At 36.4% G+C, this 13,548-nt stretch carries 14 protein-coding genes; all 14 read right to left on the minus strand.

What is annotated here, in order from left to right; genetic code table 11:
- Window positions 1-18: 18 nt before the first annotated feature.
- The 14 genes from MKX78_RS15055 to MKX78_RS15120 all read right to left on the minus strand — a co-directional run bounded on the left by MKX78_RS15055 (window position 19) and on the right by MKX78_RS15120 (window position 13,350).
- Complete coding sequence (locus MKX78_RS15055) at window positions 19-498, minus strand: cell wall elongation regulator TseB-like domain-containing protein (RefSeq protein ID WP_341051530.1); 480 nt, start codon at window positions 496-498, stop codon at window positions 19-21.
- A gap of 12 nt (window positions 499-510) precedes the next feature.
- Entirely contained in the window at window positions 511-681 is a 171-nt protein-coding gene (locus tag MKX78_RS15060) for a YpmA family protein (protein WP_095372789.1), read from the minus strand.
- Window positions 682-784: 103 nt separating this feature from the next.
- Window positions 785-3,586 (minus strand): ATP-dependent DNA helicase DinG, encoded by a 2,802-nt coding sequence (gene dinG / locus MKX78_RS15065; RefSeq protein ID WP_341051532.1) that lies wholly within the window; start codon window positions 3,584-3,586, stop codon window positions 785-787.
- Between the two features lie 224 nt (window positions 3,587-3,810).
- Window positions 3,811-5,181 (minus strand): vWA domain-containing protein, encoded by a 1,371-nt coding sequence (locus tag MKX78_RS15070; RefSeq protein ID WP_095372787.1) that lies wholly within the window; start codon window positions 5,179-5,181, stop codon window positions 3,811-3,813.
- Between the two features lie 256 nt (window positions 5,182-5,437).
- Complete coding sequence (gene panD, locus MKX78_RS15075) at window positions 5,438-5,821, minus strand: aspartate 1-decarboxylase (protein ID WP_095372786.1); 384 nt, start codon at window positions 5,819-5,821, stop codon at window positions 5,438-5,440.
- A 21-nt stretch (window positions 5,822-5,842) separates the two neighbouring features.
- Complete coding sequence (gene panC, locus MKX78_RS15080) at window positions 5,843-6,688, minus strand: pantoate--beta-alanine ligase (protein ID WP_307313061.1); 846 nt, start codon at window positions 6,686-6,688, stop codon at window positions 5,843-5,845.
- Window positions 6,685-7,521, minus strand: a complete 837-nt coding sequence (panB, locus tag MKX78_RS15085) for a 3-methyl-2-oxobutanoate hydroxymethyltransferase (RefSeq protein ID WP_307313060.1) — start codon at window positions 7,519-7,521, stop codon at window positions 6,685-6,687. Before panB ends, panC begins: the two co-directional genes overlap by 4 nt.
- Window positions 7,522-7,774: 253 nt before the next feature.
- Complete coding sequence (locus MKX78_RS15090; protein WP_095372783.1) at window positions 7,775-8,755, minus strand: biotin--[acetyl-CoA-carboxylase] ligase; 981 nt, start codon at window positions 8,753-8,755, stop codon at window positions 7,775-7,777.
- Window positions 8,740-9,936 (minus strand): CCA tRNA nucleotidyltransferase, encoded by a 1,197-nt coding sequence (locus MKX78_RS15095; protein WP_095372782.1) that lies wholly within the window; start codon window positions 9,934-9,936, stop codon window positions 8,740-8,742. Before MKX78_RS15095 ends, MKX78_RS15090 begins: the two co-directional genes overlap by 16 nt.
- Window positions 9,936-11,075 carry an N-acetyl-alpha-D-glucosaminyl L-malate synthase BshA gene (gene bshA / locus MKX78_RS15100; protein ID WP_095372781.1) on the minus strand — a complete coding sequence of 380 codons (1,140 nt, stop codon included), beginning with the start codon at window positions 11,073-11,075 and terminating at the stop codon, window positions 9,936-9,938. The genes MKX78_RS15095 and bshA overlap by 1 nt, the downstream gene beginning before the upstream one ends.
- 2 nt (window positions 11,076-11,077) lie before the next feature.
- Window positions 11,078-11,788 (minus strand): bacillithiol biosynthesis deacetylase BshB1, encoded by a 711-nt coding sequence (gene bshB1, locus MKX78_RS15105; protein ID WP_095372780.1) that lies wholly within the window; start codon window positions 11,786-11,788, stop codon window positions 11,078-11,080.
- A 2-nt stretch (window positions 11,789-11,790) separates the two neighbouring features.
- Window positions 11,791-12,195: a methylglyoxal synthase gene (gene mgsA / locus MKX78_RS15110; RefSeq protein WP_224937444.1), complete on the minus strand. Its 405-nt coding sequence runs from the start codon at window positions 12,193-12,195 to the stop codon at window positions 11,791-11,793.
- 17 nt (window positions 12,196-12,212) lie between these two features.
- Window positions 12,213-13,013 carry a 4-hydroxy-tetrahydrodipicolinate reductase gene (dapB, locus tag MKX78_RS15115; protein WP_095372778.1) on the minus strand — a complete coding sequence of 267 codons (801 nt, stop codon included), beginning with the start codon at window positions 13,011-13,013 and terminating at the stop codon, window positions 12,213-12,215.
- On the minus strand, window positions 13,000-13,350 hold the full coding sequence (locus tag MKX78_RS15120; RefSeq protein ID WP_095372777.1) for a nucleotide pyrophosphohydrolase: 351 nt from the start codon (window positions 13,348-13,350) through the stop codon (window positions 13,000-13,002). The genes dapB and MKX78_RS15120 overlap by 14 nt, the downstream gene beginning before the upstream one ends.
- Between the last annotated feature and the right edge of the window lie 198 nt (window positions 13,351-13,548).

Consider the following 13,548-nt stretch of genomic DNA (forward strand, 5'->3'; position numbering starts at 1 on the left):
GTCAGCCAAACCACTTATTTAAAGATTTTCTAATATTTTTAATTCTTCGTTACCTGTCTCATAATCTATTACATAATAATTCAGAAGGCCTTCGCCAGTTTTATAGGAAATCTCCCACAGAGGGATAGATTTTTCCATTCCAAGGTTGACAGAAATAATATCATTGGGATTTTTTTTATTCTTTACCTTTTCGATTGCTTCTTCTTTTGAAATCCCATCTTCTTTATTTTTTATAATCACTTCATCCTCAGAATCGGCTGAAACCCATACATACACCTCTTCATCTTCTTGTGTAATGCCATCAATAATGTAATACGTTTCATTACCATTATATAGAGTTACTCTTTTTACGGTCTGTAGATCCGCCTCATTTTCCGCTTTTTCTTTTGCCACTTTTTCCGCTTGATTTATCGGCTCCATCGCTTTTATATAAACTTTTGCCGAAAAACCGATAATGACAACCATAATGGCTAGTACGATGATTAGTATTTTTTTCATTCTTTTCACTACCTATGTACGATATATTGTAAAAACAGCTTTGCTATCATCATCCTTATCCAATGCTAAGCCGAACATTAAATCTTTTTCTTTTAATGTTCTGTTTAAACTATCAACAACTTTGTATAAATCTGGACTATTTTGAATCGTTACTGTTGATAAGATCTCAATCTTGCTTTCCATCTGTATTTCCTCCTTGACAAGTAAGGCCGATTTTCTCTGTTACGTCTAATAGTATACCAGTAAAAATGGTTTGCATAAATATTAGACGATTAGTTTTTAAAAATTATAACCATTCTTCAATGATATGAATCGTTTCATTCAAATCACACTCTTTAGCTTCAACAGACGGTATCGATTGTAGAAAAGCTTTTCCATAACTTGCAGTTTTAATTCTTCTATCAAATACAATCACAACACCCCTGTCGGTATTCGAACGAATTAAGCGGCCAAACCCTTGTTTAAAACGAATCACAGCTTCCGGTATAGCGAGCTCTTTAAAAGGATTTCCCCCATCTCTTTTCATCTTTGCAGCTTTCGCACTAGCTACAGGGTCATCAGGCGGTGCAAATGGTAGGCGAACGATAATCAAGCATGATAAGTCTTCTCCAGGAATATCTACACCCTCCCAAAAACTACTTGCGCCTAATAATATCGCTTTATCAAACTTTTGGAAATTTCTCGTCAATCGCGAGCGACTACCTCCTGAGATTCCTTGAGCAAAGATCGCGTACTCACTAAGAAAGTCCGATTCCTTTATGAGTTGATACGTTTCTTTAAGCATTTCAAATGAAGTGAATAAAATGAGCATGCGCCCCTTGGTTACTTCAGCAACGGAAATAATTTGCTCTGCGATACTGGCAATATACTCTTCCATTTTCACCGCTTTAATATCTGGTAAGTCTTTCGGTATAATCATTTTCACTTGTCTTTCATATTGAAATGGTGAAGGGATTTGCTGACTAGTACAAGGTAAACCTTCTAGGCCTAATTCTTTCTCCATATATTGAAACGACTGGTTTACGGTCATTGTAGCAGAGGCTAAAACAACACTTTTTTTCTTGGTAAAAAAGGACTGACTTAGCCGTTCAGAGACATCTAATGGTTCCGCATAAATAGAAGTGACATTCTGAATTGCACGTAAATCAACTTCTACCCATGATGCTAAGGGAGAATCTTGGCTGTTTTTAAAAAAGAAGTCCAACGAATTGACATAACCTTCTAATTCCCTTACAGCAGATGCGACATCTTCTAATAGAGGCTGTGACTTTTCCGCAATAGGAGATGGTCCATTTTGAATAGCATGTAGCCTTGCTGTCAACATTTGAATAACCTCTTTTAGAATAGAAGAAAACCTCTCCACTTGGATATCCATTTGACGCCCATATTTAGCGATTAGGTTTTGGACATTCATTTTCACTCGCACTAATTTACTCTTCTTAGGACTAGATTTTTGCACAAGCTTCGAAATTAAGTAAAAGAACTCATCCATTTCTGTATGTAAGCTCTCCATCATCTCATTTACCTCAAATGAATGAATAACCTCATTTGAAACACCGACTTCTTCTAGCAATTGCTCAAGCTGAAAGATCCACTCTTTTTGTTCGAATAATCCTAATTTATTAATCGTGAGCCGAACAGTCATAAAATCTAGCATGCGTCCAAAATAAGGAGATGCAGCTTTTACAAAATGATGAGCCTCATCAATAATTGCATATTGATATGATGGCAAGATATCATAATCACTGATTGTATCAGAAAGTAACATACTGTGATTCGTAATAATCAATTGTGCTGACTCAGCTTGCTTCTTTGCACGATTATAAAAGTCTTTTTCTCTAAAGTCCTTGTCGTTAATAAATAACATGCGGTTATTTTTAATTTGATTCCAATACAATTGACCGCCACTAGATAAATTAAGTTCGTCGACATCGCCTGTTGTTGTTTCCGTTAACCATACTAAAATTTGCATCTTCGTTAAGCATGTATCATAGTTATCATCATGACTTCTAAGTGTATGAATAAACTTTGCTAAACTAATATAATGATTTCTTCCCTTTAGAATACTTGCCTTTATTGGCATTGGTATCATTTGCGTTAGTAAAGGTAAGTCTTTCTGAAGCAATTGATCTTGAAGTTGAGTTGTGAAGGTACTAATCACAATTCTTTCGTTTTCCTGCAAAGAAAAAATAATAGAAGGAAGTAAATAAGCCAATGATTTACCTACACCAGTTCCCGCTTCAATAAGTGAATGTTGTTCGGAAATAAATGCCTTATAAACTGCATCCATCATCTGATATTGTCCCTCTCGTGATTCAAAAGGTTTGAACACTTTTTGCAAATAAGCTTCTTTTTCTTCTTTTGTATAAGGATACAAGATACCAGATTTGTTTAATTTACCTTCTTGCTTGTTTTGACTTTTACGAAGAGCGATTCCATGATCAATTTCTAAATTGCTAGGAAGGGATTGATGGCTCTCCTCTTTCCATTGAATCCAATCATCTAAATATAAATCTAAGTCACTTTTTAAGCCAAAGGAAATATCTTTTAATTGTTTCAAAGTAAGCAATGGTAAGCTTTTCATTTTCTGTTCTAATATTAAAAGTAATTCTGCTGTTACATAAGCATCGCTATCCGCTTGATGTGGTCTCACATGAGAGAGACTTAAGTTTAGCGATAAATCAGATAGCTTATAGCTATCCTCACTTGGTAAAAAAATCCTTGCCAGTTCAACTGTATCTATAATTGGCCCATAAAAACCGGCTAAACCAGCCATTTTAAACTCTTCCTGTAAAAACGATAAATCAAAAAGGACATTATGTGCAACGAAGTAGGCACCTTCAAGCATTTGCTCCACTTTCTTGGCAATCTCTGAAAATTTAGGTGCTGTGGCCACCATTTCGTCTGTTAGTCCGGTTAGTTCTTCTATAAATGGAGGAATACTGTGACTTGGTTGTACAAGTGAAGCGTACTGTTCAGTTATCTGTCCATTTTCAATCACTACTGCTGCTAATTGTATAATTTGATCACCCTTTTTAGGTGAATTTCCTGTTGTTTCTAAATCTACGACAACATATTTATTACTCATGGTTACACCTCGAACATTCTGTCACACAAAACGTTATCATAAAAAGGATAAAAGAGAAAGTTATCTTTCTTTATTTCGCAAATGAGGAGTTTAATCATCAAAAAGATACCCTTCGTTTATAGTAAATAATTCTAATAAATTTGCATAACCCTATCAATTTACACCTAACCAAATGAGCTTTTCTTCTCTTCTGAACACTTTTGCAAATTGTACATTCTATCTTCTTATTCACTCACGTTTTTTAAGAATATCTCACTAATCTCTTCCCAGTTATCAAGAAATGATTCCCTGTTCAGTTGATCCAGTTCAAGATAAAGATTACGTGCTTCTTTATCGACTTGTAAATAGTATGCCCGATAGTTTTCATCTAAGCGTAAGAAAACATCGGTATCTATCTTGTTTTCCTCATTTAAATAATTGATAGCCAATTGTAGATTTTTACGCTCTCTATTCATCTTTTCCTGCTCTTTTTGATGCCAGTCATTTAATTGTTTTTGCACCGTTTTATTAAGATTATTAATGGCATCATTGCTATTTCTATGCCATTCTGACCATACTTCAGCCATTTCCGTGGTTCGTTTAAATTCTGCCTTTAAATCCTCTTGATTTTGGACATTAATAAACTGCCCATTTGCAGCCCTTGCCATTTCTTTCAACTGCGTTAAGCCATCGTTATTAACTTGATAGCCAATGATTTGAACGACTGGACTTAAGTTAGAATCACTCAGTTTTTCCATTGCCTGTACAGGATTTCCTCCACAAGTTTCGATTCCATCACTCACAAGATAAATAATATTCGTATTCTCTGAACCATCATGTGATTCTAAATTAACCATTGCTTGTTCAACTGCTTTTGTCATTGGTGTCCATCCAGCTGGATTAAATTTACCTAGAGCATTTGTAAACTCTTTACTATCATAGGCTGAAAGAGAATACACTTCTTCTACAGTACTGCATGAAACTTCTTTATCTGCTTCATCTCCTGTTCCTTTATGTCCATATACAGTTAATGAAACTTTCGCTTTTTCTGGCAAACTATCAACAAATTGATTAATCGCTTCTTTTGCAAGTTCCATTCTTGTTTTACCATTTTCTAGGGCACCCATACTACCACTAGCATCAAGTAATATAGCTACATTATAATTTTTCTTTAATTGGCTTTCCTCATCTGTAACGGTTGGATCTGCAAATTTCATTGCTTGCCATTGATCAATCGGTACATTTGGCATACTTAAATTCTCTTTAAATAGGGAAAAGATGTCACGTTCATAAGCATCAATCTCTTCTTCTGTAGCCTCCATCGTAATAGAGGGTAGCTGATCAAGTGCCGACTTTACTTCATTGGAAAATTCCTTCATCGCCCATTCCCCTGTGTAACCATAGTCAACTGATTCCTTAAACGATTGGGGAATAGGTAACGAAGTTTGAGAAACTGGATTTTCTTCATCTTTTATATCATTTGCTTTATCTGCTACAGCCTCAATTGATTCATCCTCATCTAAAACTTCTTCTTTTTTTGTCTCTCCGTTACTACACGCAACAATGATGAATATCGACAAGACTGCTAATGCTAATAATAAAGCTGTTTTTTTCACCTTGACCGTCTCCTTCAATGGTTTATTTCTCTTTATACCTTCATACTCATACGAATTATTTTACCATTATTAACTAAAACTGTTGTCATTTTGTGCAAAAAGAAACTATGAATATAACAAGTCTGCAATGAACCCTATCTGCTTAGTAACTATTTGTATCGATAAACACAATAAAAAGCACAAACAAATCCTTTTTTAAAACAGAATTTGTTCGTGCTTATTCACTCAAGCATTTTTCTCAAACAGTTCTATAATTTTACAAAATCGTACTAGCTGGTTCCTGGTGAAGCATATCAATGATTTGATTATCTGCTCCCATAATCGCTACTTTTGGTTGATGACCTTTGAGTTTTTCCTCCGCTACTTGAGCATATGAAATGATAATCACAATATCCCCTTGTTGAACGAGACGTGCTGCAGCGCCATTAACACAAATAACACCACTCCCTCTTTCACCAGGAATAATATACGTTTCGAATCTTGCTCCATTATTGTTATTAACGATTTGTACCTTCTCATTTGGTAACATATCAACAGCATCTAAAATATCACTATCAATCGTAATACTGCCGACGTAGTTTAGGTTCGCTTCTGTTACTGTTGCTCTATGAATTTTGCCATTCATCATTGTTCTGTACATATTAAACCCTCCTCTATGACCTCATGCTGTGATGATGATATTATCGATTAAGCGGGCCTTGGTAAATTTCACGGCCAACGCTATAATGATTACACCATTAACTTCATCGCTTGGTTGTAATTCTGGATAAGAAAGAACCTCAATATAATCGACTTCACCACTTGTCTTCTCATGGAGCATTGTTTTCATCACGTCAATGATACGTGCTGTATTTTTTTCTCCTTCTGTGATGATTGCTTCCGCTGCCTGTAAACTTTCAAAAAGCACAGCCGCCTCTTTGCGCTCTATTTCTGTTAAAAATACATTTCTTGAGCTCTTTGCCAATCCATCACTTTCTCTCACCGTATCCACTGCAATAAGTTCAATCGGAAAATTTAAATTTTTCACAAGCAAATCTATTACAGCAAGTTGTTGTGCGTCTTTTTTACCGAAGTAAGCTCTTTCCGGCTGAATTATATTAAATAATTTAGAAACAACCACGACAACACCGTCAAAATGTCCAGGTCTAGAAGCACCACAAAGTCTTTCTGTTCTTTCTTCAACATGCATTGTTATTGCTTGCTTCTGCGGATACATTTCTTCTGCTGCTGGATGAAACAGGTAATCTACCTTCACTTCTGCTGCTAATTGCATATCTCTTTCTAAATTTCTCGGATAAGTGGCTAAATCTTCATTTTCTCCGAACTGTAGCGGATTTACAAAAACACTCATGACGACTATATCATTTTGTGAACGTGCTTTTTTAGCTAATGTTAAGTGGCCTTCATGCAAATAACCCATAGTCGGGATAAGCCCAATTGATTTTCCTTCTCGTTGGAAGCCTTTGATGATTTTCTGCATTTCTTTGATGCTTGTCACTTTTTTCATTTCTTTCCTCCGTAGAGACTTAAAAGTTCTTCTTCTTTCATATTAAAAGAATGGCTATCCTCTGGAAATTGTCCACTCTTAACCTCTTTTACATAGGAAGAAATGGCTTCTTCCATCATTTCTCCACTATTTAAATAGCGCTTAACAAACTTTGGTACGCGCTCCACGCCATATGTGAGAATGTCATGGTACACAAGTACTTGGCCATCTGTATGCACACCCGCACCAATCCCAATTGTCGGGATATTTAAGATTAATGATACTTCTTTAGATAGCTGTTGCGGCACACATTCAAGAACAAGAGCAAAAGCCCCCGCTTGTTCACATTTTCTTGCATCATTGATTAGTTTTTGGGCTGCTTTTGCATCTTTACCCTGTACTTTGTAACCACCTAACACACCAACGGATTGTGGTGTTAAACCTAAATGTGCGACAACTGGTATACCTGCATTTGTCATTGCAGTAATTTTATCTATTACTTCATCTCCACCCTCAACCTTAACTGCATGAGCACCAGTTTCTTGAATCAGGGTTCTCGCATTTATGAGCGCGTCTTCCATGGAAATATGGTAGCTCATAAACGGCATATCTACCACGATAAAAGTGTCTTTTGCCCCGCGCTTCACAGCTTTAGCATGGTGAATCATATCATCCATTGTGACCGGAATCGTTGAATCATAACCTAATACAACCATTCCTAGTGAGTCGCCGACAAGAATCATATCGACATTAGCTTGCTCTGATAATTTAGCCTGTGGAAAATCATATGCCGTGAGCATGGCTATTTTCTCACCTTTACTTTTCATTTTCAAAAAATCAGTCGTTTGTTTCATCCTACTTCCTCCTTTTTTAATAGGAAGAGGTGATGATCTACTGATAATGAGAAAGACATAAAAATAACCTTCTACAAAAAAGTGCAGAAGGATAGTGGGTGTTCTCATTATTAAACTCATCCCTCTGTCCTGGTCCTAAATGGATCTAGGCAGATTTCGCGTATAAATGATGGTCAAACAGGTGCAGTTCTTACCGATACTGCCCACACAAAGTATATCAATAATTGTGTTAACTTTCTATAAAAAATATCTATTATTCTAAATCAATGTCTGCAGAATAAATTTGATGTCGCACACCAGCCTCATCTTCTAAAAGCAATATGCCTTCATCTGTAATTCCTATCGCTTTGCCTACTATGGTACCAGATAGTGTACGCGCTTTTATATTCTTCCCTATACTAATGGCATAACTTTCCCATAAAATTCTTATCGGTTGAAAACCATTCTGTAAATACAGTTGATACAGTTTTTCGAGCTTGAATAAAAGGGTTTGAATAATCTGTGCGCGCGAGATTTCTTCTTTCTTTTCAATTGCAAGGGAGGTGGCAATAGGTTGAATCTCCTCGGGATAGTCTTCTAATTTCTGATTCACATTAATACCAATCCCCATAATAATAGAAACGATTCGATCTGCATCTGCTTGCATCTCTGTTAATATCCCTGTTACTTTTTTGCCATTAATCAACACATCATTAGGCCATTTAATTTCAGCTGTTAAACCGGTCACTTCCTCGATTGCCTGAACAACAGCAACAGCTGCAATAAGTGTTAATTGCGGTGCACGATGAGGAGGAAGCTGCGGCCTAAGAATGACACTCATCCAAACACCTGTATATTTAGGGGATATCCATTTTCGATCCATTCTCCCTCTACCGCTAATTTGCTCTTCTGCTACTACAATCGTACCTTCACATGCACCATCTGTTGCTAATTGATGGGCGACTTTTTGTGTGGAGTCCACTGATTCTTCATAATGGATATGACTACCAAGTATATTTGTTTTCAACCCATAACGTATTTCATCAGCAATCACTTTTTTGGGTGTAGCAACGATGCGATATCCTTTTCGTCTCACCGCTTCAAATTCAAACCCTTCTTTACGAAGATTCTCTATATGTTTCCACACTGCTGTGCGTGAACAACCGAGTAAATCTGCAATAGCTTGCCCTGACAAATAATCATCTTGGTGAGTCGTGAAGGCATTTAATAACTTCTTCCTTATTTCTGATTCCATTGAAACAGCCACTCCCTGATATCTTCTTTATTATTTTGTAATTCTCCAAGTATAATTGCTTCCTCCACTTTTGCTAACAATTCCTTTAGCCAAGGACCAGCTGATTGCTGACTCCAAGTGATAATATCATTGCCATTGACTGCTAATTGTTTTCTTGAAGTAATCGCCAATTTGCTATACATTTCTACTAAATGATCAGGATATTCTACTCTTTCATGATTGTAAACTTGATGAAGTTTTTCAGCACTCACTGCTACTGATAAACCACTTTGGTAAATTGTAGTAGCTTGAAAAGGTGTTGATAGTCTTTTTTGGAACCATTGATATAGATTGAGTATTTCTTTCATGTCTTTACTTGACATCTTCCATTCTTTTAATCCTATCTTTGCTTCATGCTCATTTAATTGAAAAACCTTTAAGAGCAGAACCCATATTTCAAGCAAAGATAATGATTGAAGAGGATAAGTGACGAGCTGATTAAGTCCCTTCTCCTTTTGCGAAAGCATTGGTAAATAGTGATGCAAGTTTGAGTCTTGCAGAAGCGTCAAGGCATCTACTCGATAGTCTCCTTGTAATAATTTATTAAATTCAACGAGCTTCCTTTCAACTGCCACATGTTGCAGTAGATGCACTTTCTTTTTTAATGCATCATATGTTCCTTCTTCGAGCAGGAAACCTAATTGACTTTTAAAGCGCAGCGCTCGCATCATTCTTAAGGCATCCTCATTAAAGCGTTCTTCACTTGAACCAACGGTCTTTATTTCTCTATTTTTGATTGCTTCCCTTCCAGCGAAGGGGTCAATTAATTCACCATTTTTATCCATAGCAATGCTATTCATAGTAAAGTCTCTTCTTTGTAAATCCTCCTTTAAATGACGGATAAAACGGACTTCATCCGGTCTTCTAAAGTCACTATACGTTGACTCTGCCCTATATGTTGTTACTTCATATGCTTCACCTTTTAGAAGAATAAGTATGGTACCATGCTCAATACCTACATCAACCGTTTTAGAAAAAATCGCTTTCATTTCAATCGGTGTTGCAGATGTAGCGATATCTACATCTGCTATTTCACGACCAATTAGAAGATCCCTCACTGCACCACCGACAAAATAGGCTTCATAACCTGCTTCCTCAAGCTTTTCAATAATCGGAATAGCTCTTTGAAATATTGGTTTCATCATTTCGCCTCACTTAATAGATCAAAATAAAGCTGCTCGTATTGTGAAACAATCTTATCGGCATGGAAACTTGTCAGTACAGATTCTTTTGCTTGTAATGATAATTTTGTATGTAATTTTTCATCTTGTAAAATATCTAATGCGACTGCTGCAATACTTTCAATATCACCCAGTTCACAAATATATCCATTTACACCATCTTGGATAACTTCCGGAATACCTCCAACATTAGTCCCTATACACGGTACATTGCATGCCATTGCTTCAAGTGCGACTAAGCCAAAGCTTTCCTTTTCGGACAATAAAAGCATCAAGTCACTAATGGAATAAAGTTCCGCTAAGTTGTCTTGTTTGCCAAGAAATATAACTTGGTGTTTTAAGGATAATTGGTCTACTAATTTTGAAATATCACTCATCTGTGGACCATCACCTACAAGTAGGAGCTTTGCTTTTATATGTTCGGCAATTTTAGCAAACGAACGCACGACGTCATCTACTCTTTTTACACCACGAAAGTTAGACACATGAATAATAACCTTCTCGTCTTCAGCTATTTGAAATTCTTCTTTCAAGTAATCTACATCTTTTTTTACATATTCACGCTCATCAATAAAATTGTATACGGGAATAATTTTTTTCTGTGGATTGATTAAGTCGTAAGTTTGTGCGATTAATGCATTGGAAACAGCAGTAACACGATCCGATTGTTCAATTCCAAACTTTATCGCATCAGTTAACGATGAGTCATAACCAAGAACCGTAATATCTGTTCCATGCAAAGTTGTAACGATTTTAACATCTCGCCCGCTCATTTGCTTCCCTAATATGGCACAGATCGCATGTGGCACTGCATAATGTACATGAAGTAAGTCAAGATTTTCTCTTTTAATGACTTCTGCCATCTTGCTTGCTAACGCGATGTCATAAGGCGCATATTGAAAAACAGAGTATTGATTAACCTCTACTTGATGGTAAAAAATATTATGATATATCTTATTTAAACGAAAAGGAATGCTAGAAGAAATAAAGTGAATTTCATGTCCTCTTTCTGCCAGCATTTTCCCGAGTTCTGTGGCAATTACCCCTGACCCACCAACAGTCGGATAGCAAGTAATCCCTATTTTAAGTTTTCTATTCATTCTTACACTCCAAATAAATCGTTTTCGATCATCAAAGGTTTTTTCACCTTAAAACCTTCTGCATATTTGACACCAACTTGCTGTCCAAATAGGCGTTCTCTAGCTTCAACCATTTCCACATAGCCATTTGTTAACGGAGTATCGACAGCTCCCTCCGTTTTCGTGAATTGACTTTGGTAAGCATTTAAACTGGCGATCTTTTTGTCTATTGTTGATGTAATATCTATCATAAAATCAGGTTGGTGAAAACCATTAATCATATAATAGTAAAAGCTTTTCACTTTATGATCCGTTTGATACTCATTTGTTTGATATTTACGAATACCTGCAGAGAAGACTGCTTCTTCAACAATTTTCGTTGCATTCGCATGATCCGGGTGCCTATCTATTTCATATGGTGCAAAGACAATTGTCGGCTGATACTTCCTAATCATTTCTACTACCTGTTTGATACGCTCACTTGTTAAAAATAACTGTCTATCACCTAAATGAAGTCCTTCTCTTACAGACACATTTAATATTCGCCCTGCTGCAATTGCTTCTGTTTTCCTCAGAGTAGGATTACCGTTAGAAGACAGCTCGGCTTCTGTTAAATCGCAAATCCCTACTTTATAACCTTTTTCCACATACTTCGCTATTGTTCCTGACATGCCGATTTCTACATCATCGGCATGCGCTCCGAAAGCAAGGATATCAAGCTTTATTTCGTTCATTTCTATTCACTCTCTTTTATAATTTCTCTCCAGGAAAAATCTCCTCGTTCAAGTCCTTTAATTAGGACTTCCGCTGTGCCCATATTTGTCGCTAATGGTACAGCGTAAACATCACATAATCGGATTAACGCCGTAATATCTGGTTCATGTGGTTGTGCGGTGAGCGGGTCTCTAAAAAACAAGACGAGATCCATTTTATTTTGCGCAATCATACTTCCAATTTGCTGATCCCCACCAAGTGGTCCAGATTGAAAACGATGCACAGTTAGATTAGCTTCCTGCTGTAACCTTAAACCCGTCGTACCAGTTGCAAATAATTGGTGCTGTGAAAGAATAACTTGATACGCTTTAGAAAAATTCACAATATCATTCTTCTTTTTGTCATGAGCAATTAATGCAATGTTCATCGGCACCACCTCCATACTTACTCGATAATATTTTCTAATCCGTAAACTAACGTATCAATTTTAACTACAGTATCGACAGCTAATGCAACACCACTCATGAATGATTCGCGATTGTATGAATCATGGCGAATTTGCAGTGTTTGTCCACTAGAACCAAACATTACTTGTTGATGTGCAATTAAGCCAGGAAGTCTAACGGAGTGGATATGCATTCCATCAAAATCAGCCCCACGAGCTCCAGCTAGCGTTTCCTTTTCATTAGGATGTCCTTGTTGCTTACTCTCTCTTACATCACGAATCATCTCAGCTGTTTTAACAGCAGTGCCAGATGGTGCATCTAGTTTTTGATCATGGTGCATTTCAATAATCTCTACATCATTAAAGTACTTAGCTGCCATTTGTGAAAATTTCATCATAAGCACAGCACCAACTGCAAAGTTTGGCGCAATAATCGCACCTAAATTAGTTTCATGACATAAATCCTCTAGTTCTTGTAAGTTCTCTTTGGTAAATCCAGTTGTACCAACAACTGGTCTCACTCCATAAGTAAGCGCTGTTTTCGTATGATACATACCAACTTCAGGCGTGGTTAAATCAATAAGAACATCACAATCTTCATTTTTAAAACATTTTTCTATATCAGAATAAACAGGAACATCGATTCCCTCAAAGCCTTTAAAATCACTTAAATTACCACCATCATTTTTATGATCTACAACAGCTACTAATTCATATTTATCTTTTTTCTGAACTAACTTAACTGCCTCACTCCCCATTCTACCTCTTGGACCTGCAATCACGATCTTAATTGTCTTCATTATTTTTTCCCCCTTCTTCAATACGTGTCCATCTATCTTTATCGCGCGTTTGAAACTTATGCATCACTTGGTCATGCGCTTTTGCTAAATCTATATTTAGAGAATTAGCAAGACAAATTAAAACAAAAAGCATGTCTCCCATTTCTTCTTCTATTGCTTTTTCTTTTTCTGTACTCTTTTTTGGTTTTTCACCATATGTATGATTGACTTCTCTTGCCAGCTCCCCTAATTCCTCTGTTAATCTTGCCACCATAGCAAGTGGACTAAAATACCCCTCTTTAAATTGCCCAATATAGGTATCTACTTCCCTCTGTAATTCTTCCATCGACTTACTCATTGTTTCTCACCTCATATACATACCTTTTCAAATCATTTTATTCACACTCTCCATGTTAGCTAAACATAACCATTTTTACAATTCCTATCGTTTAATTCTTTATTTCTGTCCCATAAAAATAGTATATGTATGCGAGAATCGGCTGCCATGCTCCCCTATTAATGTGTGATTGCTTATCCTCTATTGAATCTATATAAT

The organism is Cytobacillus sp. FSL R5-0569, assembly GCF_038007265.1.
In the GTDB taxonomy this organism is placed as follows: domain Bacteria; phylum Bacillota; class Bacilli; order Bacillales; family Cytobacillaceae; genus Cytobacillus; species Cytobacillus kochii.